This is a genomic window from Streptomyces sp. NPDC043908, from assembly GCF_056435525.1.
This window is the reverse complement of the sequence record NZ_JBWKEI010000001.1, coordinates 51,824-77,349: the sequence shown is the minus strand read 5'-3', so window position 1 is coordinate 77,349 and position 25,526 is coordinate 51,824. Positions and strand designations below refer to the sequence as shown.

Below are 25,526 nucleotides of genomic sequence, written 5' to 3'. Positions count from 1 at the left end.
GGACGTTCCGACGGCTCTGACCTGCGCGTACGCGGGTCCCTGGAACAGGGAACTGGAACGCGTACGGCCCGGGTCCGCCTCTTCTCGCCCCGCGCGGGAGGAAGTTCCGACCGTCTGACAGGGCGTTCGCTCCGCCGATACGGTGTGCGGGCGAATCCGTATGCGGTGTCCGGGACGGAGTGCGATGGCGAGACGTGGGGGGCGCGGCCGTGCCTGGCTGGTCGGCGGCGCGGGGGCGGCGGCGGTCGGCACGGTCCTGGTCCTGGCCCCGGGCGGAGTCCTGTCGTGGTCGGGCGGGGTGGCGGCGGCCGCGGCCGCCGCGTATCTGAGCCAGGACCTGCCCCGGCGGTTCAGCGACCGGCTGGCACGGCGCAGGGCGGGTGAGGACGCCGGCACGGCGATCCCCGTCCTCGTCTCCGCACAGGTCAGGAACCAGGACTACGTGGTGCTGGACGAGGGCGGCCGGACCGTGGAGGTCCCCGCGAGCGGGCACACGCTCCGGCTGGTCGTGACCGGCGCGGGACCGCTGCCGGTGGTGCTGACGGACCTGCGCGTCGAGGTGATCGCGCGGGCCGACCGCGGCGGGGACCTCTCGCGGCACGCCGCCGAGATCCCGCTACGGCGGTTCGAGGTGCTGCTCGACGCCGATCCGCCGCGCGTCCGCCCGCTCTCCGGCAGCGACTTCCCGTACCAGGTCGGCCAGGAGGCGGTCGAGGTGTTCGACCTGGAGGTCAGGACCGGGACCGGGGACGTCACCTGGGTGCTGTGGCTCGACTGGTCCTGCGGGGGCCGGACCGGGAGCGTACGGGTGGACCTCGGCGGCCGTCCGTTCCGCACCGCCGCCCGCCACGCGCGTCCGGCCGCCTGATGGCGCCGGACCCCACGCCGCGCGGCGTGGCCCTCGCCGCCCTCGCTCCGCTCGTCCTGGGCGGCGCGGTCCTGCTCGCGGGCGGCACCGACGCGTGGCCCGCGTGGGCGGGCGTCTTCGCGGTCGCCGCCGGGTCGGGGACCCTGGCCGCGCGGCGCCGGAGGTCCGTACGGCCCCCTTCCCCGCCGGCCCCTCCCCCGCCCGAGGGAAGCGGCTCCGCGATGTACGCGATGCAGCGGCCCGTCCGGGACGTGCCGGCGACCGGGCTTCCCGACGACGTGCCGTACACGCTGAAGGTGACGAGCCGCAGCCAGCTCGCGCTGATCGGGCCACCCGGTTCGGGGACCGGCTCCGACGCCGCGTTCATCCCGCTCACCGGCCACAACCTGGTGCTGTCGCTGACCGCGGACGGCCCGTCGGAGGTCACGCTGGTCCGTCTGGAGGCCCGGGTCACCGAGCGCGCCTCGCTCGTCGCGGACGGCGTCAGCATGGCGCACAGCCGGGTGCCGGACATGGTGCTCAGCCCCGATCTGCTGGAGTCCATCCAGCGGTCCGTGGAGGCGTACGAACCGTTGCGGCGGCCGGACTTCGAGGTTCTGCTCGACGACGGCCCGGCGGCCGTCCGGCCCGTCGACGAGGACGCGCCCGCCCTCCCGCTCACCGTCCCCCGGGGCGGCGGCGCCACCCTCGTGCTGGCGCCCCTCACCGCGTCCGGCGCCTGGGTGCACTGGCGGCTCGACGCCGAGATCGTCTGCGACGGCCGTACGTACAGCCCGCGTTGGGAGCTGACCGTCACCGCCAGGACCGGCATCTCGACCTACCAGCCGGGCGGCGCCTCGACCAGCACCCCGGTGCACCAGCTCCACCCGGACCACTGGGACCCGGCCACCCGCGACGAGCCGCCGGGCCAGGACGCCGTGTCGCGGAGCGCCTTCGCGGTCGCGGCCCACGCCAGCGCCGACGGCACCGGCATCCTGCGCGGCCCCTCGCGCACCGGCCCGGACCCGGAGACCGGTGAGGGCCTGCGCCTGCGCGAGGCGGGCGACCGGCACCTGGCGGCCGGCCGGCCGCGCGAGGCGGCGGACGCCTACCGGGCCGCCGCCGGGGCGGGCAGCGGCCAGGCCGCGCTCACCCTGGGCCAGTTGCTCCACGACCAGGGCGACCTCGCGGGCGCGCGGCGCTGGTACGAACTGGCGGCCGAGCGCCGGGTCGGGAACGCCTTCAACAACCTCGGCCTGGTGGCGCTCCAGGACGGCCGGAGCGAGGAGGCCGAACACTGGTACCGGCGCGGCATGGACGAGGGCGACTGGGCCGCCGCCGACGGGCTGGCCGCCCTCGTCGCCGAACGCGGCGACACCGCGCAGGCGGAGACGCTGTGGCGGCTCGCCGCCGCGGGCGGGCGGACCAACGCGGCGCAGAACCTCGCGGTCCTGCTCAACCGCCAGGGGCGCACCGCCGAGGCCGAGGAGCTGTGGATCCGCGCGGCCGGGGAGGGCAGCGACGAGGCCGCCGTCCACGCCGGGTTCCTGCGGCACCGGGCCGGGGACCTCGTGGCGGCCGAGCGCTGGTGGCGCGAGGCCGCCGAGCGGGGGCACGGCCGGGCGGCCTACTACTACGGCATGCTGCTGGCCCGGGACGGCCGCACCGATGAGGCGGAGCGCTGGTGGCGGCGGGCCGCCGAGCGGCTCACCGCCCCGGAGCGGCCCACCGGGAGCGGCCTGCGCCACCGGATCGGCGAGAGCGGTGACTCGGGCGAGGCACTGTGCGCGTACGAACTGGCCTGCCTGCTCGACGAGAAGGGCGACCGGGCCGGGGCGGAGCGGTGGTGGACCGCCGCGGCCCGGGCCGGGCACGTCGAGGGGGTGCTGCGGGTCGCGCAGGTGGCGATGAACGACCACGACGACCTCGACGGGTGTCTGTCCTGGCTGCGGATCGCCGTCGAGGACGAGCGGACGCCGGTGGACCGGCTGGCGACGGCGGCGGACGCGCTGCGGCGGCTCGCGGAGGGGCTGTACGACGCCACGCGCCCCGACAACCCTGACGCGCTCGCGGCGTGCGCGCTGGCGGTCGAGGCGTACGCGCGGCTGCGCGGTCTGGATCCGGTGGCCCACGAGGAGGCCTACGGCCGGGTGCTCGCCTTCCGGGCACGTCTCGGCCGGTAGGGGAACCGGCTCGATCCGGCTGTCCGCGCGGCGCGTTGGCTTGTCGGTCGGGCGCACGGGGCATAGCCCTACCGTTCGCTGTGCACCCGGCGAGGAGGGCGTGTGGACAAGGACGAGGAACGGCGGCTGCGGGCCATCGCGCCGGAGATCTCCCGTACCACGATCGATCTGCTGCGCACGGTCGTCGGCATGGAGCCCGCCGAGCGGGTGCCCGAGGAGGCACTGAGGGCGGCCGACCGGGTGCTGGCCCGGCACGGTTCCGACGGGCTGCGGGTGCTGGTCATGAGCATGGCCGGGTGGGCGGCGATCGGTATCGAGGCGAACGCGCGCCTGACCGGCAAGACGCACGAGGCCTACCTCGACGAGATGGAGCTCACCTGCCTGGAGGCCAATCCCGACGGCTGACACGGACGGCCGACGGGGGCCGGTGACGGGCCGGTGTAAAGGGCCGCGGCCGCGCGCCGGACCGGTCCCGGCACCCCCTCCGACCTGGGCCGCCGCCCCGCCCGAACCGGTGCGCGGGCCCCCGCGAGGGTGCCCGGAGCGCGGGTTCGCCGGACGGGATGTCAGGATGGGGGCATGACGACCAAGGTCTACTTCGACATCACCATCAACGACGAGCCCGCCGGGCGGATCAACTTCAACCTGTTCGACGACGTGGTCCCCAAGACCGCGGAGAACTTCCGCGCGCTCGCCACGGGCGAGAAGGGCTTCGGCTACGCCGGTTCCTCCTTCCACCGTGTGATCCCGGACTTCATGCTCCAGGGCGGCGACTTCACCCGCGGCGACGGCACGGGCGGCAAGAGCATCTACGGCGAGAAGTTCGCCGACGAGAACTTCACCCTCAAGCACGACCGCCCGGGCCTGCTGTCCATGGCCAACGCGGGCCCGAACACCAACGGCTCGCAGTTCTTCGTCACCACCATCGTCACCGGCTGGCTGGACGGCAAGCACGTCGTCTTCGGCGAGGTGGCGGACGAGGACAGCATGAAGCTCGTCCGGAAGATCGAGAGCCTCGGCTCGCAGAGCGGCAAGACCAAGGCGAAGATCACCATCTCCGCCTCCGGCCAGCTCTGACGGTTTCCCTCCGTCAGCTGTGCGCCGACGGCGGTCCGAGGGGCGCGCGTCCTGCGTGAGCCCCTCGGCGCCCGGCGGCCCACCGCACCACCCGAGTGGACGATCCCGATCCGGCCTCCCGCGTGATCGGTGCTTGACTCGACGGCATGATCCTTCGTACGCGAGTCCACGCCGCCGGGATCGCGGCGGCCGCCGCGCTGCTCGGCCTGCCGGCCGCCGGGCCCGCCGCCGCCGGCCCCACTCCCGGCCCCGACCCCGTTCAGGCCACCGCGCCCGCGCCCGTGTCCGCCCTCGCCGCGCAGGACCAGGTCGAGGCGTTCCTCACCGCTTACCTCAAGGCCCGTATGGGCACCACCGAGAACGCCACCCCGGACGAGGTGCGCAGGACGTTCCTCACCCCGGAGCTGAACCGGGCGCTCACCGCCTGGGCGGCGGCCCACCCCGCCCAGGACCCCGTGTTCCGCGCGCCGAACGCCCCTTCCTCCTGGACGTTCCGGGGCGCCGGACGCGACACGTCGAGCGTCGTCGTCACCCAGCGGTGGGGCGACGGCACCACGGCGGACGTGCTGTACACGGTCCGGCCGGGTGACCTCCTGATCACCTCCATCGCGGACCGGACCGCCACCGGCTGATCCCGGTCCGCGGGTTTCACCCGCGGCACCGCCGGGGAGAGTCGGGCATGACCCCAAGGCCCTCCGCCAGGCCCTCGCTGCGCCACCGGGCGGGCGCGCTCCCGGTGCTGCCCCTGACCGCGGCCCTGCTCACCGCAACCGTCGCCCTCTACATGGCACTTGTGGCGCTCGGGAACATCACGGACTTCGGCACCAACCGCGCGTTCGTCCACCATGTGCTGGCCATGGACACCACGTTCAAGGACCCCGACCTGACCTGGCGGGCCATCGACTCCACCGCGCTCCAGGACGTCGCGTACGTCCTCATCATCGTGTGGGAGACGGTCGCCGCGCTGGTGCTCGTCGCGGCGGGCGTGGTGTGGGCGCGGGCGCTGCGGGGCGGCGGCGCCTTCGTGCGGGCGCGTCGGCTGAGCACGGTGGGGCTGCTGATGGTGCTGCTGCTCTTCGGCGCCGGGTTCATCGCGATCGGGGGCGAGTGGTTCGCGATGTGGCAGTCCAAGACCTGGAACGGACTGGAGGCGGCGACGCGGAACTTCGTCCTGGCCGCCGTCACCCTGCTCGTCGTCCACCTCCCGGGTGTCGAGGAGCGGAGCGTCTGACGCGGGCCAGCGTCAGCCCTCGCGGCCCGCTCCCGCCCGCTCGGCCTCTTCCACCCGCATCGCCGCCCGGGTGATGTTGCGCGCCATTCCTCCGAAGACCACGGCGTGGAACGGCGACACGCTCCACCAGTACGCGTGCCCGAGGAGACCGTGCGGATGGAACAGGGCGCGCTGGCGGTAGCGGGTGCGGCCGTCGGGTTCGCGCTCGGCGTACATCTCCAGCCAGGCGAGCCCCGGCAGCCGCATCTCGGCGCGCAGCCGCAGCAGACGCGGCCGGGTGATCTCCTCCACGCGCCAGAAGTCCAGCGAGTCCCCCACCCGCAGCCGCGCCGCGTCACGGCGTCCCCGGCGCAGCCCCGCGCCGCCGAAGAGCCGGTCCAGCCAGCCGCGTACGGCCCAGGCGAGCGGGAAGGAGTACCAGCCGTTCTCGCCGCCGATGCCCTCGATGACCCGCCACAGGGCCTCCGGCGACGCGTCCACCACGCGCTCGCGGCAGTCGGTGTAGAGGCTGCCGCCCGCCCAGTCGGGGTCGGTGGGCAGCGGCTCGCTGGGGGCGCCGGGGAGCGCGGCGGAGGACCAGCGGGTGACCACGTTGGCCTCCTTGATCCTCCCCAGGGCGAGCGCGATCGCCTCGTCGAAGCCGATGGGCGTGCCGGGCGGGTCGGGCACGTACCGCGCGATGTCGTGTCCGTGGCAGACCATCTCGTGGCGCAGGGACTCCGCGAGGGGCCGTGCCAGACCGCTGGGGACCGGGGTGACCAGGCCGATCCACTCGCTGGAGAGCCGGGGCGGCAGCATCGGCACCCGCAGGATCAGCCGGTGCGGCAGCCCGGCGACCTCGGCGTACCGGCGCATCATCTGCTCGTAGCTGAAGACGTCGGGGCCGCCGATGTCGAAGGTCCGGCTGACATCGGCGGGCAGCCGGGCGCACCCCACGAGATAGCGCAGCACGTCCCGTACGGCGATGGGCTGGACGCGGTTGCCCAGCCAGCTCGGGGTGATCATCACCGGAAGGCGTTCGGTCAGATGGCGCAGGATCTCGAACGAGGCCGAGCCGGAGCCGATGATGACGGCGGCACGCAGCACGGCCGTCGGCACGGCCGAACCGAGCAGGATGTCGCCCACCTCGGCGCGGGAGCGCAGATGCGGCGACAGTTCCCGCTGCGGTACGCCCGCGGGGATGAGGCCGCCGAGGTAGACGACGCGCCGGACCCCGGCGGCCGCGGCCTGCTCGGCGAAGATCCGGGCGGCCGAGCGGTCGGTGGTCTCGAAGCTCCGCCCGGTGCCGAGCGAGTGCACCAGGTAGTACGCCACGTCCACGCCGCGCAGCGCCGCCCCGACCGACTCCGCGTCCGTCACGTCGCCCCGTACGGTCTCCACGCGCCCGGCCCACGGGTGGTCGCGCAGCTTGCGCGGGGTACGGGCCAGGCACCGCACCCGGTACCCGGCGTCCAGGAGCTCGGGCACCAGCCGGCCGCCGATGTAGCCCGTCGCGCCGGTCACCAGGACGAGTTCCGGGCCGTCGTCGCTCTTCATTCCGCCTCCGCCGCTCACCGTGCCCTGCGCCCACGATCTCCCGCGGGCACCGTTTCCGCACGGCACGACACCGTTTCCGGCCGCACGGTTTGCTCCGGGCGCCCCGGCGGAGGAGGCTCGAAGCGTAGGCCCCTCGCGGCCCACCAGGCGCGGGCCGCGACCTTCTGGAGGAGGTCATCATGGGCACCGCCTTCGACACGGAGACACTGCGCCGCGGCATCGAGAACCACGACGCGAAGGCCCTGCTGTCGCTGTACGCGGACGACGCGGAGATCCGCGTCGTCGACCGCAACAGCCAGCCGAGCCGCCCGATGGTCATGCACGGCCAGGGCGAGATCTCCCGGATGCTCGACGACGTCTACGGCCGGGACATGACGCACAAGGTGGAGCAGTGCGTGGTCCAGGAGGACACCGTCGCGTACACGGAGTCCTGCGAGTACCCCGACGGCGTACGGGTGCTGGCCAGTTCGATGATGTCGCTCAAGGACGGCAAGATCGTCGACCAGACCGTGGTGCAGGCCTGGGACGAGAAGTCCGCCCGGGGACGAGGTGCCGGAGGGGCTACTGCACGCAGAACTCGTTCCCCTCCGGGTCCGCCATGACCACGTGGTTCGTGCCGGGCTCCACGACCACCTGGAGCACGGTCGCCCCCAGACCCTCCAGCCGCTCGACCTCCGCCTCGCGGTGCTCGGGGCCGAAGTGCAGGTCCAGGTGGAGGCGGTTCTTGACCCGCTTGGGCTCGGGAACGCTCTGGAAGAGCAGCCGTCGGCCGAGACCCATGCCGGAGGCCGCGTCCACGGGGTCGTCGGGGTGGCGTACGGCGGCCAGGGTCCGCCAGGCCGTGCGGCCTCCGGTCCGCGTGTACAGCTCCTCGGTGACCGCGCCCGCCGCTGCCAGCCGCTCGATGAGCGCGGTGTGGTCCTCCACCTCGTAGCCCAGGGCCTCGGCCCAGAACGCGGCGAGGCTCTGCGGCCGGGCGCAGTCGACGACGAGCTTCCAGTGGACGGCCATGCGGCTCTCCCAGTGGGGGGACGGTTGCTGCGGACGTTGCGGCGCAGGGAGGGTCGGCGCGACGCGTGGTGGCGCCCGGCGCCCGGTGCGCGGGACGACGGAACGGGGCGCCCCGGCCGCGTGGGCGCGGGCGCCCCGTCCCGTACGGGTGGTTCAGTTCGTTCTGACGAGGGTCCAGGAGTTGGGGTCGAAGCTCGGGACCACCGAGTAGCGGCAGGCGCTGTTGTAGAACGTGCTGGTGATGGTCCAGCCCGCGGGCGGGTACGTGGAGGCGCAGGCGTTGACCCTGGTGCCGACCGGGTAGCCCGTGAGCTGCGTGATCCTCTTGCTGTTCGGGCTGAAGCCGGATCCGCAGCCGGCGCTGTTCCACCACTGGGTGTCCACCCACCCGGTCGGGGTGAGCGTCGAGGCGCACATGTTCAGGGTGTCACCGGGCGCGGCGTTGGCGGGGGTCGTCCCGGCGACGCAGGCCGCGGCGGCCAGAAGGGCGAGACAGGCGAAACGGGTCCGTATCACGGGCGGTCTCCTCGTCAGTGCGGCGGAGGTACGCCGGCCGTGCCGGCGTCCGGTCACTTGCGCTGAGCAATTCCTACCGGCACGTGCGGCCCGCGGACAGCCACCTTTCGGCCCGGGCGGCGAACAGGTATTCGGCCGCTGTCCGCCGTCCGGCCACCCGTGCCCGTTATCCGAGGCCCGGCATCAGGCCCATGATCGGCGCGACCGGGTCGGTGACCTGGTGGAGCTGGTTGAGGTCGTTCAGCTTGTTCAACTGGGAGAGCTGGGGCCCCACGTGGGGCATACGGGCGCGCTCCTCGGCCGGGACGGAGCTGTTGACGAGCCCGTCGAGCACGGCGATCGGGGAGAGGCCCGGGGACTTGGCTCCGGCCGGGCCCGCGGCGTCCGCCGCGGAAGCGCCGAGGCCCGAGACTCCGGCGGCGAGGGCGAGGACTGTGGCGATACGTCGTGTTGAGATCACGCCCTGACAACCGGCCGACACCGCCGATGGACACGGCCACCCGCCCGCCTCACCCGAGAAGACGACGCCGCCCCGCCACGGCGGCCGCCGGTCCCGCTCGTACGTCAACCGCGCGCGGGGATACGGCCCTCCCGCGTCCACGCCAGCAGTTCCTCGCGCGTCCACGTCGTGACGACCCGCTCGGCCGGGACCCCGCACTCCTGCGCACGGGCGCAGCCGAAGACCTGCCAGTCGAGTTGGCCGGGGGCGTGCGCGTCGGTGTCGATGGAGAACAGCACCCCCGCCTCGACCGCCCGGCGCAGCAGCCGGCGGGGCGGGTCCAGGCGCTCGGGGCGGCTGTTGATCTCGACGGCCGTGCCCGACTCGGCGCACGCGGCGAAGACCTCGTCCGCGTCGAACTCCGACTCGGGCCGCTTGCCCCGGCCGCCGGTGACCAGCCGGCCGGTGCAGTGCCCGAGCACGTCGGCGTGCGGGTTGCGGACCGCGGCGACCATGCGGCGGGTCATCGCGGCGGCGTCCATGCGGAGCTTGGAGTGGACCGACACCACCACGACGTCCAGCCGCTCCAGGAGTTCCTTCTCCTGGTCGAGCGAGCCGTCCTCCAGGATGTCGCACTCGATGCCGGTGAGCAGGCGGAACGGCGCCCACCGCTCGTTCGCCTCCGCCACCACGTCCAGCTGCCTGCGCAGCCGTTCCGGGGAGAGGCCGTTGGCGACGGTCAGCCGGGGCGAATGGTCGGTGAGGACCGCCCACTCGTGGCCGATCCCCGCGGCCGCCCGCCCCATCTCCTCGATGGGGCTGCCGCCGTCGGACCAGTCGGAGTGGAGGTGGCAGTCGCCGCGCAGGGCCGCGCGCAGCCGCTCACCGCCCTCGGCGAGGGGCGCGGCGGCGCCTTCCTCCTCCAGCCGCCGCAGATACCGGGGCTCCTCGCCCGCCAGGGCCTCCACCACCACCTGGGCGGTCTTCGGGCCGATCCCCCGCACGGACTCCAGCGACCCGGCGGCCTCCCGCTTCCCGACCTCGCCGTCCGCCATGTCCGCGATCACGTCGGCGGCCGTACGGAACGCCTTGACGCGGTACGTGGGGGCCTGGGTGCGCTCCAGCAGGAACGCGATCCGCCGCAACGCCGTCACCGGGTCCATCGCCACCTCCGACCGTCCCCATTGTCCGCCGCCGTCCCGCCCGGCGCACTCCGCGCGCGGGCCGGACGGCACGGAGGCGGGGCACCCCCTCGGGGGTGCCCCGCCGTTCGTACGGATGCAACCGGGAGCGCGCTCGGTCAGAACGCGAAGAGAACGCCCTGGCCCGCCTGCTTCAGGCAGGGGTTGCCGAAGGTGTACTTGTACGAGACGCGCTGGCCCTCCCACACGCCGTCGGCCGTGACCGTCATCGGCTTCCACTCCTTGGTACACACCACCCCGGCCGGCGGGCCCGCCGTGATCGCGGCGAAGTTCCCCTGGTTGCGCCGGAGCTCCTGGCAGGCGTCCTTGGGCGCCGGGTGCGTGCCGGAGGGGGCGGGCGCGCAGGTGAGGGTGACCGCGCGCAGCACGGAGGCGCCGTCGTCCCCGGTGCCGGGCGCCACGGTCAGGACGAGCGCGGACGGCGCGTACAGGCTCATCGCGGCACCCCGGGTGTCGTGCTGATCGGCGCCGGCCGCACCCGGTACGGCGACCGCGGCACCGGCCAGAGCCAGCGCGGCCACCAGAGTCGTACGCCCAAGCGTCTTACGCATATCGAACACTCCTGTCATTCAGGGACGGATGAACGAGGGCGAGTCTTGTCCAGGTCCGGGCGGGCCGCAGCGCGTCGTATACGGATCCGGTCACCCTCCGCCACGCCTCGATCGCGTAAAGTTGCAGGCCAGCGCCACCCGAACGATCGGACGGGCTGATGGGTGCCTGCGGAGAAGAAGGCGCAAAGCCGCCTCTGCTTGGGTTTCTAAAGCAACGAGAACATTGAATCTTGAATAGTAAGGTTTCCACGCGCATTCATGCGCGGGCCACCACCCGGCTCCCCGGCCGTGCCCGAGTGGCGCCGCCGGACGTGCGCGGACCCGGGGCGGGCGTCAGAGTGGGGGCGGTGCCGCTCCCCCACCCGGCACCCCTGGGCCCCACGAAGGAGCAGCACGCGATGGAACACCGCATCGTCGCCGAGATGACCGAGCCCGACGACACGCTCAAGGAGTGGCACATGGTCCGCGCCGGCCAGGAGGTGTCCATGTGCGGCCGCGCGCTCGACATGAGCCGGCCCCAGCTGCCGTCGGACGCGTGGGGAACCGAGCAGGCACGGCCGTTCTGTCACACCTGCGGCGCCCTGTTCCTGCGCGAAGTGCCGTGAAACAGGACGCCGGGGCCGTACCGCGGTCCGTTCATCCGCACAGATGCGGCTCGCGCTCCAGGGGGATCCCCACCGGGCGGCGCACCACCGTGGCGGGCGGGCGCTGCGCCGCCGCCGCCAGGACGGGCAGGGGCTTCGTGCGGACCAGGGCCTGCGCGTCGGGCGCCTCGGCCCGCAGCGTGAACCAGACGACCTTGCCGCCGTCCGTGGCGTGGGTGCCCCAGCTGTCGCTGAGCGAGGCCACCATCGCCAGACCGCGGCCGCGGGCCGCGAGGGGCTCGTCGCCGCCGAGGACGGGCAGGCGCGGGTCGCGGTCGAGGACGGCCGCGGTGAGCCGGCGGCCGGTCCAGCGCAGTTCGAGCGTGCAGTTCTTGTCACCCTCGGCGTGCCGGAACACGTTGGTGAGCAGCTCGCACACACCGAGGCTGACCGGCTGGATCAGACACTCCAGCCGCCAGTACCGAAGGTGTGCGGCGACGATCCGGCGGATCTGCGGCACCCGCTCGGGGGCCGCTTCCAGGTCCAGGGTGTACTGACGGTTGACTTCGACGACCACGCCCACGACTGCGCTCCTCATCAGGACGGCCGGCGGAACCGGCTGCTGCCGCTTTGACATGACAGCCCCGAGAAAGCGGTAAGTAGTCACTCAGATACAGAGCGAACGCAATCAGCGTGACCCCAACCGGGTGAACGCGCAACACAGGCGGTCGGCCGGCCCCGCTCCATCCCTGGTCAGGGCGGCAAAAGAGCCCCGGCAGGACGGGGGAGACCTGCCGGGGCTCGTACATGGGGCGGGTGAACCGGCGCCTCAGCGCGGCCCGCATATAGATGAATCATAAACCATGGCTGGAGTACCGCTCGACTAGGCCGGCAGGCTGTCCATGAAGGAGCTCACCGAGAACACCGCGTTCCCCGGCCCCGCGGGCCCGTAACCGGGCGGGGAGGCCAGGCCGTACTCGTCCATCGTCGCCCGGTACGCCTCCAGCAGGCGGATGTGGTACTCCAGCGGCGCGCCCTGCGGGTTGGCCTTGCCCAGCGGGGTCGTCGGCTCGGGGCACCAGGTGGTGAAGCGCGGGGTGATCCCGCGCGACATGAAGAAGCGCAGGCCCTCGACCGTGGACGCGATCGCCTCGTCGACGCCGGTGAAGCCGAAGGGCTCGGCCATCTCCACGCCCGCGACGAAGTTCGGGATCACATGGCGCGGGCCGAAGATCTCCGCCGAGTCGAGGATCCGCCGGTGCCACTCGTCGCGGCCGACGTACTCCTCCTTGCCCGGGCAGTACAGCTCGAACAGCCGCCGGTCCCACACCTCGTAGTTGGGGTGGTAGATCCGTACGCCGTAGTCGTGGAAGCGCCGCACGTCCTCCTTGGGAAGGGCCTGGGCGACGACCTTGCCCGTCCAGCGGCCGGGGAAGCGCTCCTCGATCGCCTTGGCGTACATCCCGTAGAAGTCGGCCTCGTCGCGCCCGCCGACGTGCGAGGTGATCGCGCCGCCGGTGAGGGTGTACGCGGTGGACGCCCTGGCGGTGTCGTACCGGTCGATGATCTCCAGCGCCTCCAGGATCTCCTCGACCGGTTTCACGCCGGTGTAGGGGCGCCCGGCGGCCTTGTGCTGGCGCCAGTTGTGGTTGATGTCGCAGTACTGGCACTCCTGCTTGGCGCCGAAGTACTGGCAGACCCGGAAGACGGTCAGATAGATCAGATAGCCCCACTGGATCGTCGGGGCCACCTCCATCACGGACTTGCCGTTGGACAGCTTGTGCTTGTAGTACTCCGGCATCGGGGGCAGCCCCACGTCCGAGATCCGAGTGCCGTCCAGATACAGACCGAGCATGCCGTGGTCGTCGGCCGCGACCCGGTACGGGGACGCCGGGTTGACGCGCACCGACACCACCGTGCGGCGCAGGTCGTACGGGCCGCCGGTCAGCACGATCTCCTCCGGCGGGCGGCGCAGCGCGGCCGCGCCCAGCTCCGGGAGGGTGCGGTGGTCGAAGGAGAAGATGAAGTACGACTTCGGCTTGACCTCTCCGGACTCGTTGTCGCTGAGCGCGGAGTCGTCGAAGGCCATGCCCCCGCGCAGCAGATCTTCCTTGATCACGGCTTCCCGGGGCACTCCCGGGAACCGGGCCATCAGTGATTCGACCTCATCGGTACGGCTGAGCATCTGCGGGCGTCCTCCGGTCCAGTCGCTTGTCTGTCCCACTGAACCTATGCTCTCGCCGGCTTCGCCGATGGACTGGGCATCGACGACGAAGCCGGCGAGCGGGAGCCATGCTAGCGGCGGGGCGATCTTCGCCGGATCGGTCCCAGGTCGCGCTTGTCCTCCGCCCAAAGGCGTAGGCACCGCGGGAGCGGCCCGGGCGTCCGTCGCCCGGGCCCGCTTCAGTGGGCGATCGAGTCGATCAGCTCACGGGCCCCCTGGCGCAGCAGGGTGACCGCGACGGAGGTGCCGAGGGTGGCCGGGTCGAGCGGGCCCGCCCACTCGTGGGCGTTGAGGACGGTCTTGCCGTCGGGGGTGAACACACAGGCGCGCAGCGAGAGGTCGCCGTTGCGGGCGGCTCGCGCGTATCCGGCGATCGGGCTGTTGCAGTGGCCCTGGAGGACGTGCAGGAACATCCGCTCGGCCGTCGCCTCCCGGTGGGCGTCGGGGTCGCCGAGGTCGCTCACCAGGTCGATCAGGTCGCGGTCGCCCTCGCGGCACTGGAGGGCGAGGATGCCCGCGCCGATCGGCGGGCACATCACCTCCGGGGAGAGCACCTCGGTGATCGCGTCGGTACGGCCGATGCGCTCCAGACCGGAGGCGGCGAGCAGCAGGGCGTCCGCCTCGCCGGCGGCCAGCTTCTCCAGGCGGCGGTTGGCGTTGCCGCGCATGGGGACGCAGCGCAGCTGGGGGTGGGAGGCGGCGAGTTGGGCGACGCGGCGGACGGAGGAGGTGCCGATACGGGTGCCGTCGGGCAGCTCGTCGAGGGTGCGGCCGCCGGGGTGGATCAGGGCGTCGCGGATGTCGTCGCGCTTGAGGAAGGCGGCGAAGACGGTCCCGGCGGGCAGCGGGCGGTCGGCGGGCACGTCCTTGACGCAGTGCACGGCGAGATCGGCTTGGCCCGCCAGCAGCGCGGCGTCCACCTCCTTGGTGAAGGCGCCCTTCCCCTCGACCAGCGAGAGATCGCCCATCCACTTGTCGCCGGTCGTCCTGACCGGGACGACCTCGGTGGCCACCCGGGGGTGCAGGGCCGCGAGTTCGGCGCGTACGCGTTCCACTTGCGCGAGCGCCATGGGCGAGTCTCGCGAGACGATCCGGATCAGCTCGGGGGTGGACATGCGTCCACGATAGGGGCAGCGCGCGGATATCGCGTACAACACCCCTGGGGCTCCAGAGGCTGTGCCGGGCACGGGAGTTGACGCGCGGCTGTGACGATCAGCAGAGACGATCAGCAGACGGGGAAAGCCGACGGCCCCGCCGGACGCGGGCGGGCCCCCGGCCGCGGCCGGCGCGGGCGGGGACCCTCGGAAGGGCGGCTGTGCGGGCAGCCGCCGCGGATCAGGTGGCCCTCTTGTTCTTGCTCATCAGCATGCCGCCCGCGACCAGCGCGAACAGGCACACCGCGCCACCGGTGACGACGTTGCTCAGGACCGCGCCGGTACCGGGGTGGCGGGCGACCACCCAGGGAGCGACGATCAGCCAGGCGCCCATCAGCAGGACCACGAGGTTCAGGTCCTGCGACCGCTCCGGGACGATGGACATGCACAGACCCACGACCGCGAGAGCGATGCCGACGATCAGGTTGGTCAGGGCGAGCGTCGGCAGGGAGTTGGAGAAGTGCACGGTCCAGCCGGAGATGGCCGCGTAGATGCCGGCGAGGATCACTAGTTCCTCGACCGCCGCGACCCCTCGGGTCTGCAGCACCGCCGCGTACCTGTCCCGCATCTCCGGTACGTCGGGGTGCCCGGAAAGGTCACCTGGTCGGTGGTGAGAGACGTCGGCCATGTGACTCGCCTCCTTCTGGTCTCCGCAAGTCTTGGCCCCGATGCGACATCCGGTCGCGGTTCCAGTGTGCTCTTATCTGCCCTTTATGCGAAGTTTTACCGTTATCCGATATCTACAGAACTTATGAGTGTTCTGTGTGGAGATGCTCAGGCCAGGGCCTCGGCGGCGGCCACCGCGCGCCGGTTGCGCCACCGCGACCAGCCGCGGCGCAGGGCGGCGGGCCCCAGATCGACGCGGCCGTGCAGCAGGCCGAGCACGATGGCCGTACCCACCGCGATCAGATGCTCACGCCCGGCCAGATTGGGCTTCACGACCGCTTCGAAGAGCATCGAGCCGCCGGTCAGCGCGAAGACGACCGGGGCGCGGCGGACCACCGAGAGATAGGTGAACAGACCGACCACGGCCGCCGACGGGCCGGTGTCCAGCACCTGCCCGATCTCGCGCGGCAGGCCCAGACCGCCCCAGGTGCCGGGGCCGAGCGCGATCATGACGCGGGCGCTGAGCGTGCCGGCCAGTGTGGTCACGTACGCGATCACCAGCGTCCGGGTGCGGCCGATCGCCAGCTCGGCGAGGGCGAAGCCGAGGAAGAGCTGGGTCAGGCCCGCCCAGACGGGCAGATCGAGGGCCGGGACGAAGAGCGAGACGGGGGTGCGCAGCAGCGCCAGCCACAGCGGCAGATCGGCCCTCACCTCGCCGGTCAGCCGGACCACCACCGCGCCGGCGTGGGTCAGGTGGATGGCGTGGAAGACGGTCACCGCCACACAGGCGAGCACGCCGAGGAAGAGGCCGCGCAGACCCCGGTGGACCAGCTGCCGTACGGGGTCGACCACGATGCCCTGGAACTCGCCGCGCAGGGTGCGCGCCACGAACCGGACGCACCGCGCGGACAGTTCGGCCCCTCGCCCGGGTCTCTTGCCGCTCGTCGCGGGCGGCGCGTCCACCGCACCGGCTCCCCGGACGGCGTCGCCGCCCCCCACCCCGTCACGACGGCCGTCGGCAAGTCGGAACACTGGTCGATCAACCCCTCAACGCTGCAACGCCCGGCGGTCAAGACATTCGGCGCGTAGCTCCCCACGTACCCCCAGATCGTGCACCAGGTCGGACACGCGCCGCGCACGGGGGTCCACACCAAGGTAATCACCGCGGAAAGGGGCTTCAAGGATTTGGTTCACTCACCGAACTGTTCTGGGTTAGGGTCGGCCCATGACGCTGCCGCGCGACTACACCGGCCAGTCCTGCTCCCTCGCGCGCTCCCTGGAGATCGTCGGGGAGCGCTGGACGCTGCTGATCGTGCGGGACGCCTTCTACGGGGTGCGCCGCTTCGGCGAGTTCGCGGCGCATCTCGCGATCCCCCGCGCCGTTCTGGCCGACCGGCTCACCACCCTCACCGAGGAGGGCGTCCTGACGAGGGTCCCGGCCGGGCGCCGCGAGGCGTACGAGCTCACGCCGAAGGGCGTGGCGCTGTGGCCGGTGGTGCGGGCGCTCACCTGCTGGGGCGACGAGTACTACGCGCGGGGCGGCCCGCGCCGGGTCTACCGGCACGCGGCCGACGAGGCGCCGATCGCGCCCGACGGGCGGTGCACCCGCTGCGACCTGGCCGTGGAGGCGGCGGACATCCTCGTCACCCCCGGCCCCGGACTGGGCCCGGCGGGTGCGGACGACGACCCGGTGACGGTGGCCCTGAGCCGCCCCCACCGGCTGCTCCGGCCCCTGCGCGCCTGACACCGCTCCCCCCTCTCGTACGACGAGTCCACGACGATGTCCACGACGAAAAAGGTGTACGCATATGAAGATCCTGGTCGTCGGCGCCGGAGCCACCGGTGGCTACTTCGGCGCCCTGCTCGCCCGCGCGGGACGCGACGTCACGTTCCTGGTGCGGCCACGGCGCGCGGCGGTGCTGCGCGAGCGGGGCCTGCGGCTGACCGGCTCGGGCGAGGACGAGGTGCTCACCCCGCGTCTGGTCACCGCCGACGAGATCACGGGGCCGTACGACCTGGTCCTGCTGTCGGTGAAGTCCACCGCCCTGGAGCAGGCCGTCGAGGACCTCGCCCCGGCGGTCGGTCCGGGCACCGCGATCGTGCCGCTGCTCAACGGCATACGCCATCTCGACGTGCTCAACGGCCGCTTCGGCAAGGAGGCGGTGCTCGGCGGGGTCGCCAAGGTCATCACCACTCTGAACGACGAGGGCGACATCGTCCGCCTCGCGCCGCTGGCGGTCCTCGTCCTCGGGGAGCAGGACGGCGGCACTTCCGCCCGTACCGAGGAGATCAGCGCCGTGCTGGCCGGGGCGGGCATCGACGCGAGCGTGTCGCCCGACATCCTCGCCGCGATGTGGCACAAGTGGGTCTTCATCACCACCCTGTCGACGGTGACCTGTCTGATGCGCGGCGAGGTCGGTGACGTCGTGGCCGTCCCGGGCGGCGCCGGGATCGGCCCGGCCGTCCTCGCCGAGGGGGCGGCGGTGGCGGCCGCGGCGGGGTTCCCCGTTCCCGAGAGCGAACGGGAGTTCACCACGTCCCTGGTCACGCAGGCCGGCTCCACCTTCGCCTCCTCCATGTACCGCGACCTGGTGTCCGGTTCCCCCACCGAGGTGGAGCACGTCTTCGGGGACCTGACCGCGCGGGCCCGCGCCCTGGCGGTGCCCACGCCACTGCTCGACCTGGCCACCGCGCACCTGCGGGTGCACCAGCACCGGGTGGAGGCCGGGCGATGACGACGAGCCCCTGGATCAAGCGGTTCCATCCGGCGCCGCAGGCCCCGACCCGCCTCGTCTTCTTCCCGCACGCGGGCGGCTCGGCCACCTCCTTCTTCGCCGCCTCCAGGGCGCTGGCGCCGGAGGTGGACGTGCTGGCGCTCCAGTACCCCGGGCGGCAGGACCGGCTGGCCGAGCGCCCGGTCGAGGACATGGGCACGCTCGTCGACCGCGTCACCGAGGAGCTGATGCCGTGGACCGACCGGCCGCTCACCCTCTTCGGCCACAGCATGGGCTCCTCCGTCGCCTACGAGGTGGCGCTGCGGCTGGAGGAGAAGGGGATGCCACCGCTCGGCCTCTTCGCGTCCGGCCGGGCCGCTCCCCGCGTGCCCGTGACCCGTCGGCTGCACCTCGCGGACGACGACGAGCTGATACGCCACCTCGGCGAGCTGTCCGGCACGGACTCCCAGCTCCTCGCGGACGAGTCGCTGCTGCGGATGGTGCTGCCCGCGCTGCGCGGCGATTACCGCGTCCTGGAGACGCACCGCCCCGAGCCGGACCGGTCGCTCAGCTGTCCGGTGGTGGCCCTGTGCGGCGACGCCGACCCGGTGGTCGACCCCGCCGACGTGGCCCTGTGGGAGCGGCACACCTCGGCGTCCTTCCGGATGCGGGTCCTCACCGGGGGCCACTTCTTCCTGGACGCCCATCTGCCCGTCGTGGTGCGGGAGGTCCACGACCACATCGCGGCGGCGACCGCGCGCTGAGGGACGGGCGCGGGGGCGTGAGCGGGAGCGTGGGCGTTCACGCCCGCGTGCTCACTCCCCCGCGCCCGCCCGCGCCACGACCACACCGGTGGCCACCAGTTCGCCGCTCTCCCCCTCCACCGTGCGCCACCGGCCCCGGAACACGTCGTGGCGCACCCCGTCCACCACCGGGCCGGGCACCCGCAACGCGCCGGTGAACGTGCCGCGTTCGGGGTCGGGGGTGATCACGCAGTCCTCGAAGTCCAGCCAGCGGCCGGTCAGCGGGAACCACGCCTTGAAGACGCTCTCCTTGGCGCTGAACAGCAGCCGGTCCCACGCCACCGCCGGGTGCGACACGGCGAGCCGGTCCAGGACCAGGCGCTCCTCGGGCCGGGTGACCATCTCCCGTACCCCGTCGGGGACCGGCGCGTTGGGCTCGGCGTCCACCCCGACCGAGGCGATGGCCGAGGCGGGGGCGACGGCGGCGGCGCGGTAGCCGTCGCAGTGCGTCATGCTGCCCACCACGCCGTCCGGCCAGCGCGGAGCGCGCTGCGCCCAGGCCGGGCCCTCCATCACGGGCAGGATCGGGACCGGCGGGTGCCCCAGCCGGGCGAGCGCGGTCCGCGCGCACAGCCGTACGGTCGCGAACTCCCGTCTGCGCTTGTCGACCGCCTTCGCCACCAGCTCCGCCTCCTGCGGGAACAGGTCGACCGACGACGGGTCGGCGAACAGCTCCGCCACGACCACCTGGGCCGGCAGCAGCCCGTGCAGCAGCGCGCGGCTCACCATCGCCGCACCGAGGACGGCCCGGGCAGCACCCGGCACAGCCCCTGCGGCGGCGCCGACCGGCTGCCCCACTCCCGGGGATAGCCGAGCGACACCTCCAGGTGCGGCACCCCGTCCACCTCGATGGCGCGCGGGATGTGCAGATGCCCGTAGACGACGGCGGCGGCCCGGTAGCGCACGTGCCAGTCGGCGGTGGCCTCGGTGCCGCACCACTGCGCGAACTCCGGATGGCGCAGGATCCGGGTGGGTTCGCGCACCAGCGGGAAGTGGTTGACCAGCACGGTCGGCAGCGCCGGGTCGACGGCGTCCAGGCGCGAGCGGGTGTACGCGAGCCGGGCCCGGCACCACGCGTCGCGGCTGGGATGGGGATCGGGGTGCAGCAGGTACTCGTCCACGCACACCACACCGGTCGAGTGGGCTACGGCCAGCGCCTCCTCCTTGGTGTGCGCGCCCTCGGGCCGGAAGGTGTAGTCGTACAGCACGAAGAGCGGCGCGACGACCACCGGCCCGTCCGGGCCCGGCCACTGGAGGTAGGGGTCCTCCGGGGTCGCCACCCCCAGGTCCCGCAGCCGCTGGACGAGATAGGCGTAGCGGGCCTCGCCGCGCAGCCCCACCGGGTCGGCCGGCGGGGTCCACAACTCGTGGTTGCCGGGGGCCCAGACGACGGTGGAGAAGCGCCCCGCGAGGAGCTCCATCGCCCGGAGCACCTCGTCGGCCTTCTCCCCCACGTCCCCGGCGACGACGAGCCAGTCCTCGGGCGAGTCCGGACGCAGTGCGTCGAGGATCGCGCGGTTCTCCGCATGGCCGACATGCAGATCGCTGATGGCTAGAAGACTCATGATGACCGCAGCCTACGGGGGGCCGCCCATCGCCCGGTCACCGTCGGCCGGTTCCGGCCGCCGCCTACCTGCCGCCCGCCGGAGTCCGGCCGGAGCAGTCCCGGTCGCGGTGGGCCGGGCGGGCGAGGCTCCGGGCGCGCCGGTCCGGGCGCGGGAACGGGGACGGCTCGACGTCGATCTCCTCCATCCGCTCCACGTACAGCAGGTGGCGGCGCCGGGCCTCGCCGTGCCGGCCCGCCGCGGCGAGCAGGGCGATCAGGGCGAGATGGGTCTCCTCGTCGTACGGGTCGCGCGCCAGCAGGCGCAGCCGGAAGTGGACCTCGGCGTGGTGGTCCCCGCGCTCGGCCGCCGCGGTGGCGAGCCGGGCGAGCAGCTCCGCGTGGACGGCCCGGGCCTCCTCGCGCAGGGCCGCCGCCCACTCCGCGTACGGCTCGTCCTCCAGCACATCGCCCCGGTAGAGCTGTTCGGCGTCGGCCAGCGCGGCGTGGGCGTCGCCGCCGGGGCGGTCGGCGAGGGCGAGGGCGTGCCGGGCGGCGCCCAGGAAGTCCCGGACGTCGACGCGGAGCCGGGCGATGGCGATGACGTGCTTGTCGGCCGCGATGAAGTGGTCCTGCGGCAGCCGCCGTTCCGGGTCGAGCACCATGCGCAGGATCGACAGCGCCACCGAGAGGCGGTTGGCGCACCGGGCCGGGTCCTCCCCCGGCCACAGCGCCTCCACGACCAGCTCTCTCGGGGTCGGCGCCCCCCGCCGGGCGACCAGGAGTTTGAGCAGGTCGCGGGCCTTCTTGGACTGCCACTCCTCGGGGCCGACCGGGACGCCGTCGCGCAGGACCCGGAAGCCGCCGAGGACCCGTACGGCCGCCGACGGCCGCAGCGGCGCGGTCGCCCGGTTGAGCAGGCCCGCCGCGTCGGCCGCGTGCTCGCCCACGCCGTACCGCCGCAGCCCGGTGACCGCTTCGCGCAGCCGGGGGCCGCCCGCGCCGGACAGCAGGGCACGGGCGGCGGCCACCCGGGCCACGGCCACGGGCCGGCGGGCGGCGGTCCACATCGCCTGGGCGTCCTCCAGGAGCCGGTCCCGTACCGGTGCTTCGCGGGTGCACATCGCCTCCAGCTCCAGCAGCTCCGCGAAGACGGGGCGGCATGCCTGGGCGCCGGGTTCGCCCGCCGCCCGTCGGGCCGCGTCCGCCGCGACGTCCGGCCGTTCGTCGGCGAGCGCCACCCAGCCGGCCGCGACGAGGGCCCGGATCCGGGTGCGGCCGGGGCACTGTCCGGCCGCGTGCCGCGCCAACCGGGCCGCGGCGCGCGGCTCCGCGGCGCCGCGCGCCAGGGCGAGCCCGGTGAGCGCCGCCGCGAGGACCTGGCGGTCGCCGCACTGCTCGCCGCGTACCACCGCCTCCTGGTAGGCGGCGCGGGCCGGGCCGAGGGCGCCGCGCTCGCGGTGCACGTCGCCGAGCCCGAGCAGCGCCCGGGCGCCGAGCGCCGTGTGCCCGGTGGCCTCCCCCAGCTTCTGGCAGCCGGCCAGCGCGCTCCCGAACTCCGCTGTCGCGTAGCCGAGTTCCCCCAGGGCCAGATGCGCGGAGCCGCGTACGCAGCCGGCGGCGAGCAGGAGCTCCGGCAGCTCGGGTCCGTCCGCCGCGAGCGCGGTGAGCGCGGTGTCGAGACCGGCCAGGACGCGGCGGGCCTCGCCCTGTTCGATGCGCTCGCGCGCGGCGCAGGCGCGCACCAGCAGGACGAGCGCGGGGTCCCCCGACCCGCACGCCGCCTCCTCCGCCTGCTCCCGGTGGTGCTCGGCCACCGCATCCCGCCCGTCGCCCCCCGCCACCACGGCCGCGACCGCGTGGGTGACCGCCCGCGCGCCCGGGTCGGCGCAGTGGGCGAGCGACCGCAGCGCGCGCCGCACCGACGCCTGTGCGCGGCGCGGCTCGCCCTGGGAGCAGTACGCGGCCGCCGCCCACGCGAGCGCCGTGATCTCGTCCGGGGTCGCGGCGCCCGTCAGAGCGGTGCGCCGGTGGACCTCCAGCGCCCGTGCCGGCTCGCCCAGCAACTGGTGCGTCATCGTCAGCCGCCGCCCCGTGGCCGCGTCCAGGGCCCCGGTGCCCGGCGCCACGGCCGCCGCGCCGCCGGGGTCCGGCAGATGCCCGGAGCGGGCCGGCTCACCCCGGGCCGCGGTGGACTCCCGCTTGTGCTCCTCCAGCTGAGCCGTACTCATCCGTTCCCCCCTCGCCCGTCCCGTCGGACGGGTCCGATGCGTTCGTACGCCCGCGGGTGGGTCCGCCGGCCGCGCTGGTCGGACGCGAGGGGCGGGGGTGTCCGCCGCCCGCGCCGCCGGACTCCACCACCCCAGTGTCGGCACGCGCGCCGCACCCGGGAATCAGGGCCGCCTCGCTCCCCTGTGGAGGCTGTCCGCCATACGGGTGGTGAGGGAGGCTTTCTGTACAGCGTCCGCGCGGGCCGGGAAAATGGCGGAATGGCGGAGCCTGAGGGACGGCCGTTGCGCGTTCTCGCGATCTGCGGCGGGCTGGGGGTGCTCTACGGAGTGCCGGTCGGAGCGGGGATCTCGACGGCGCAGACACTGCCGTGGACGATGGCCTGCATCCTGCCCACCTATGTGGCCGGGCTCTCGCTGTCCTGGCACTCCCCTCGGCACCCGGTCGCGCGAAGGCTGCTCGCGGCCGGGTCGTTCGCGGCGATCGGCATGGCCGTGCGGTTCACCCTGGGCAAGCCCCCGGCGACCGGATGGCACGCCTCGACGCCGCACGAGTGGACGTTCCTCGCCGTCGCCCGGACCCTCGACGTCCTGGCCGCGCTCACGCTCTGCCGGCTGGTGGCGCTCCTGCCGGACGGGCGGACGCGGTACGCGCACGAGCGCGTGGTGCTGCGGGCGCTGTGGTGCGTGCTGCCCTACCCCGTCGTGCTGATGTCCCTGCCCGTCCCGGACCGCTCGCTGCCGTGGCTGCTCGTCCAGCCGGAGGCGTGGGCGCCGGGACTGGGCGCCGGGCTGCTCCTGATCCGCTCGCTCCTGGACCGGCGCGCGCGGACCCGGCGCGGTGAGCCCGCCGACCGGCTGTGGGTGATCGCCCTGGGCGCCCTGGTGGTGTTCGGCGCGCGCGGCTCGACGCGGCTGTTCCGGCTGTGGCTGGCCGGCAAGGGCCTCAGCTACTTCGCCGGTTCCGCGCTCGGGGCGCTGCCGTACATCACCATCTCGGCGGGTCTGGTGTTCGCCGCGTTCCGCCACCGGCTGCCGGGCATGGACTTCGCGATCCGGCGCTCGCTGGTCTACGGGGTGCTGTGGACCATCATCGGCGCCTGGTACCTGGGCATGACCACCGCGCTCGGGCTGACCGCGGGCCAGTACCTGCCGATCGGGCTAGCGGTGTTCGTCGCGGTCTCCGCCACCGTGCTGTTCCAGCCGGTGCACCGCCGCCTCAACCGGCTCGCCGCGCGCAGTGTGTTCGGGGCGCGGCCCTCCAACTTCGAGCTGCTGGTGCAGTGCGGCACCACGCTGGAGCACGCCTACGACCTGAGCCGGCTCGGTCCGCAGCTCGCGGTCTCCCTGCGCGAGGGGCTGGATCTGCGCTGGGTGCGGGTGCGGCTGGGACCCGCGGGCCCCGCGCGGGCCCCGCTCGGTTCGGGGTCCGCCGGGGCCGACGCGGACGGGCAGCTCCCCTGGGGCGAGGTGCGGCTGCGGTACGGGGAGGAGGTGCTCGGCGCCATCGAGTACGGGCCCAAGGAGGAGGGCAGGTTCAGCGCCGAGGACCAGGACGTGATCGAGACGCTGGCGCGGCAGGCCGCGCTCGCGGTCCACAACGCGCTCCTGACCGCCGAACTGTCGACCCGCGTCGAGGAGGTGCAGCGCCAGGCGTGCGAGCTCAACGCCTCGCGCACCCGGATCGTGCAGGCCCAGGACACCGAACGGCGGCGCATCGAACGGCGGTTGCACGACGGCATCCAGCAGGAGCTGGTGGCGCTGGTCGCCAAGCTGCGGCTCGCCCGCAACCAGCTCTCCCGTACCGGCGACACCGTCCACACCACGCTCACCGAGCTCCAGGACGACGCCTGCCGGGTGATCGACGAGTTGCGCGAGGTCGCCCACGGCATCCACCCGCCGGTCCTCACCGACCAGGGGCTCGCGGCCGCGGTGATCTCCCGGGCCCGCCGGCTGCCGCTGCCCGTCACCGTCGAGGTGGAGCCCTCGGTGGCCGCGGCGCGGTTCGCGCCGGAGATCGAGGAGGCGGCGTTCTTCCTGGTCTCCGAGGCGCTGACCAATGTGCTCAAGCACGCCCGGGCCGACGGGGTGACCATCCGGATCGCCCGCGCCGACGGCTCGCTCCTGCTCGACGTCAGCGACGACGGGGTGGGGCTGCCCGCCGCCTCCCGGCACGGCTCGGGGCTGACCGGGATGCGCGACCGGATCGAGGCGGTCGGCGGCCGGCTCACCATCGCCGGCCGTCCCGGCGGCGGCACCGTGCTCCGCGCCGAACTCACCGAACGCTCAAGAGAGGCGGCCCATGCCTGACGCCACGGACCGGATGCGCATCGTGATCGCGGAGGACCACTATCTCGTACGGGAGGGAACGCGCCGGCTCCTGGAGGACACCGGCGAGGTCGACGTGATAGCGGCGGTGGGCACGGCGGAGGAACTCCTCGACGCGGTGGAGCGGTTCCGCCCGGACGCGGTGATCGCGGACATCAGGATGCCGCCGAACCACCACACCGAGGGCATCACCGCCGCGCACACCATCCGGGCCGTGCATCCGGGCATCGGGGTGGTGGTGCTGTCCCAGCACGCCAACGAGCAGTACGCCTTCGCCCTCTTCCAGCAGGGCACCAACGGTCTGGCCTATCTGCTCAAGGAACGGATCGGGGAGCTGGAGGAACTCCTGCGCGCCCTGCGCGAGGTGTCGGCCGGGCGGTCGGTGATCGATCCGCGGATCGTCGAGGTGCTGGTCGGCAGCCACATCCGTACCGTCGACGCGCCGCTGGCCCAGCTGACGCGGCGGGAGCTGGACGTGCTGCGGCAGATGGCGCAGGGCAAGAACAACCGGAACATCGCCGAGTCGCTCTCGCTCTCGGAGTCGACCATCGAGAAGCACGTCAACTCCACCTTCGCCAAGCTGGGCCTCGCCGAGGAGTCCCAGCTGCACCGCCGGGTCACGGCCGTGCTCACCTATCTGCGGTACGGGCCGACCAGGACGGCGTGACAGGGGCGTCGCGGCGCGTTGGTCACCGCCGCCCGCGCGGGGAGGCGGAGGGCGGCGGTGACCGGGGACGGCGGGGTCAGAA

General features: G+C 73.7%; 26 protein-coding genes and 1 pseudogene. 13 read left to right on the top strand and 14 right to left on the bottom strand.

What is annotated here, in order from left to right:
• The first annotated feature begins 184 nt into the window (after positions 1-184).
• From AC069K_RS00355 to AC069K_RS00330, 6 genes are all read left to right on the top strand, one after another.
• A complete protein-coding gene (locus AC069K_RS00355) occupies positions 185-868 on the top strand; it encodes a hypothetical protein (protein ID WP_478610558.1) in 684 nt (227 codons plus the stop codon).
• Positions 868-3,030 (top strand): SEL1-like repeat protein, encoded by a 2,163-nt coding sequence (locus tag AC069K_RS00350; RefSeq protein WP_478610556.1) that lies wholly within the window; start codon positions 868-870, stop codon positions 3,028-3,030. The genes AC069K_RS00355 and AC069K_RS00350 overlap by 1 nt, the downstream gene beginning before the upstream one ends.
• 102 nt (positions 3,031-3,132) lie before the next feature.
• Positions 3,133-3,435 (top strand): hypothetical protein, encoded by a 303-nt coding sequence (locus tag AC069K_RS00345; RefSeq protein WP_478610554.1) that lies wholly within the window; start codon positions 3,133-3,135, stop codon positions 3,433-3,435.
• A 174-nt stretch (positions 3,436-3,609) separates the two neighbouring features.
• Entirely contained in the window at positions 3,610-4,107 is a 498-nt protein-coding gene (locus AC069K_RS00340; RefSeq protein ID WP_358837847.1) for a peptidylprolyl isomerase, read from the top strand.
• Positions 4,108-4,253: 146 nt separating this feature from the next.
• Positions 4,254-4,739, top strand: coding sequence for a hypothetical protein (locus tag AC069K_RS00335; protein ID WP_478610552.1), 486 nt, complete (start codon positions 4,254-4,256; stop codon positions 4,737-4,739).
• A 47-nt stretch (positions 4,740-4,786) separates the two neighbouring features.
• Positions 4,787-5,338, top strand: coding sequence for a DUF2165 domain-containing protein (locus AC069K_RS00330; protein WP_478610550.1), 552 nt, complete (start codon positions 4,787-4,789; stop codon positions 5,336-5,338).
• Positions 5,339-5,350: 12 nt separating this feature from the next.
• Here AC069K_RS00330 and AC069K_RS00325 read toward each other — a convergent pair whose 3' ends face one another.
• A complete protein-coding gene (locus AC069K_RS00325; RefSeq protein ID WP_478610548.1) occupies positions 5,351-6,874 on the bottom strand; it encodes an SDR family oxidoreductase in 1,524 nt (507 codons plus the stop codon).
• Between the two features lie 179 nt (positions 6,875-7,053).
• Here AC069K_RS00325 and AC069K_RS00320 point away from each other — a divergent pair.
• A pseudogene (locus AC069K_RS00320) lies at positions 7,054-7,404 on the top strand (nuclear transport factor 2 family protein); the annotation flags it as partial.
• Positions 7,405-7,435: 31 nt separating this feature from the next.
• On the opposite strand, the gene AC069K_RS00315 reads toward AC069K_RS00320, so the two are convergent.
• From AC069K_RS00315 to AC069K_RS00295, 5 genes are all read right to left on the bottom strand, one after another.
• Positions 7,436-7,885, bottom strand: coding sequence for a VOC family protein (locus AC069K_RS00315; protein ID WP_365103187.1), 450 nt, complete (start codon positions 7,883-7,885; stop codon positions 7,436-7,438).
• A 153-nt stretch (positions 7,886-8,038) separates the two neighbouring features.
• Positions 8,039-8,401 (bottom strand): hypothetical protein, encoded by a 363-nt coding sequence (locus AC069K_RS00310; protein WP_478610546.1) that lies wholly within the window; start codon positions 8,399-8,401, stop codon positions 8,039-8,041.
• Between the two features lie 166 nt (positions 8,402-8,567).
• Positions 8,568-8,861: a hypothetical protein gene (locus tag AC069K_RS00305; protein ID WP_365103193.1), complete on the bottom strand. Its 294-nt coding sequence runs from the start codon at positions 8,859-8,861 to the stop codon at positions 8,568-8,570.
• 104 nt (positions 8,862-8,965) lie between these two features.
• Entirely contained in the window at positions 8,966-10,003 is a 1,038-nt protein-coding gene (locus AC069K_RS00300; protein ID WP_478610543.1) for a PHP domain-containing protein, read from the bottom strand.
• A 137-nt stretch (positions 10,004-10,140) separates the two neighbouring features.
• Positions 10,141-10,593 (bottom strand): subtilase-type protease inhibitor, encoded by a 453-nt coding sequence (locus tag AC069K_RS00295; protein ID WP_358834359.1) that lies wholly within the window; start codon positions 10,591-10,593, stop codon positions 10,141-10,143.
• 398 nt (positions 10,594-10,991) lie between these two features.
• Between AC069K_RS00295 and AC069K_RS00290 the strand changes: the two genes are divergently transcribed.
• Positions 10,992-11,198 (top strand): hypothetical protein, encoded by a 207-nt coding sequence (locus AC069K_RS00290; protein WP_365103198.1) that lies wholly within the window; start codon positions 10,992-10,994, stop codon positions 11,196-11,198.
• 31 nt (positions 11,199-11,229) lie between these two features.
• Here AC069K_RS00290 and AC069K_RS00285 read toward each other — a convergent pair whose 3' ends face one another.
• From AC069K_RS00285 to AC069K_RS00265, 5 genes are all read right to left on the bottom strand, one after another.
• Positions 11,230-11,760, bottom strand: coding sequence for an ATP-binding protein (locus AC069K_RS00285; protein WP_365103200.1), 531 nt, complete (start codon positions 11,758-11,760; stop codon positions 11,230-11,232).
• A 300-nt stretch (positions 11,761-12,060) separates the two neighbouring features.
• Positions 12,061-13,362 carry a radical SAM protein gene (locus tag AC069K_RS00280; protein WP_365103202.1) on the bottom strand — a complete coding sequence of 434 codons (1,302 nt, stop codon included), beginning with the start codon at positions 13,360-13,362 and terminating at the stop codon, positions 12,061-12,063.
• A 218-nt stretch (positions 13,363-13,580) separates the two neighbouring features.
• Positions 13,581-14,516 (bottom strand): hydroxymethylbilane synthase, encoded by a 936-nt coding sequence (hemC, locus tag AC069K_RS00275; protein WP_365103205.1) that lies wholly within the window; start codon positions 14,514-14,516, stop codon positions 13,581-13,583.
• A 220-nt stretch (positions 14,517-14,736) separates the two neighbouring features.
• A complete protein-coding gene (locus AC069K_RS00270; RefSeq protein ID WP_478610540.1) occupies positions 14,737-15,183 on the bottom strand; it encodes an SPW repeat protein in 447 nt (148 codons plus the stop codon).
• Between the two features lie 146 nt (positions 15,184-15,329).
• Positions 15,330-16,124 (bottom strand): hypothetical protein, encoded by a 795-nt coding sequence (locus AC069K_RS00265; protein WP_478610538.1) that lies wholly within the window; start codon positions 16,122-16,124, stop codon positions 15,330-15,332.
• 262 nt (positions 16,125-16,386) lie between these two features.
• On the opposite strand from AC069K_RS00265, the gene AC069K_RS00260 reads away from it, so the two are divergent.
• From AC069K_RS00260 to AC069K_RS00250, 3 genes are all read left to right on the top strand, one after another.
• Positions 16,387-16,905, top strand: coding sequence for a winged helix-turn-helix transcriptional regulator (locus tag AC069K_RS00260; RefSeq protein ID WP_478610536.1), 519 nt, complete (start codon positions 16,387-16,389; stop codon positions 16,903-16,905).
• A 64-nt stretch (positions 16,906-16,969) separates the two neighbouring features.
• Positions 16,970-17,896 carry a ketopantoate reductase family protein gene (locus AC069K_RS00255; RefSeq protein WP_478610535.1) on the top strand — a complete coding sequence of 309 codons (927 nt, stop codon included), beginning with the start codon at positions 16,970-16,972 and terminating at the stop codon, positions 17,894-17,896.
• A complete protein-coding gene (locus tag AC069K_RS00250) occupies positions 17,893-18,639 on the top strand; it encodes a thioesterase II family protein (RefSeq protein WP_478610533.1) in 747 nt (248 codons plus the stop codon). The genes AC069K_RS00255 and AC069K_RS00250 overlap by 4 nt, the downstream gene beginning before the upstream one ends.
• Before the next feature lie 51 nt (positions 18,640-18,690).
• Here AC069K_RS00250 and AC069K_RS00245 read toward each other — a convergent pair whose 3' ends face one another.
• The 3 genes from AC069K_RS00245 to AC069K_RS00235 form a co-directional block, all read right to left on the bottom strand.
• The gene (locus tag AC069K_RS00245; protein WP_358834375.1) at positions 18,691-19,392 is read right to left on the bottom strand and encodes a 4'-phosphopantetheinyl transferase family protein; all 702 of its coding nucleotides are present in this window, start codon (positions 19,390-19,392) and stop codon (positions 18,691-18,693) included.
• Positions 19,393-19,400: 8 nt separating this feature from the next.
• Positions 19,401-20,243, bottom strand: a complete 843-nt coding sequence (locus tag AC069K_RS00240; protein WP_365103222.1) for a metallophosphoesterase family protein — start codon at positions 20,241-20,243, stop codon at positions 19,401-19,403.
• Between the two features lie 64 nt (positions 20,244-20,307).
• Positions 20,308-22,452: a BTAD domain-containing putative transcriptional regulator gene (locus tag AC069K_RS00235; RefSeq protein ID WP_478610531.1), complete on the bottom strand. Its 2,145-nt coding sequence runs from the start codon at positions 22,450-22,452 to the stop codon at positions 20,308-20,310.
• Between the two features lie 258 nt (positions 22,453-22,710).
• Here AC069K_RS00235 and AC069K_RS00230 point away from each other — a divergent pair, with 258 nt between their 5' ends.
• The gene (locus AC069K_RS00230; RefSeq protein ID WP_478610529.1) at positions 22,711-24,759 is read left to right on the top strand and encodes a sensor histidine kinase; all 2,049 of its coding nucleotides are present in this window, start codon (positions 22,711-22,713) and stop codon (positions 24,757-24,759) included.
• Positions 24,752-25,444 carry a response regulator transcription factor gene (locus tag AC069K_RS00225; RefSeq protein WP_478610527.1) on the top strand — a complete coding sequence of 231 codons (693 nt, stop codon included), beginning with the start codon at positions 24,752-24,754 and terminating at the stop codon, positions 25,442-25,444. The genes AC069K_RS00230 and AC069K_RS00225 overlap by 8 nt, the downstream gene beginning before the upstream one ends.
• Positions 25,445-25,526: the final 82 nt, after the last annotated feature.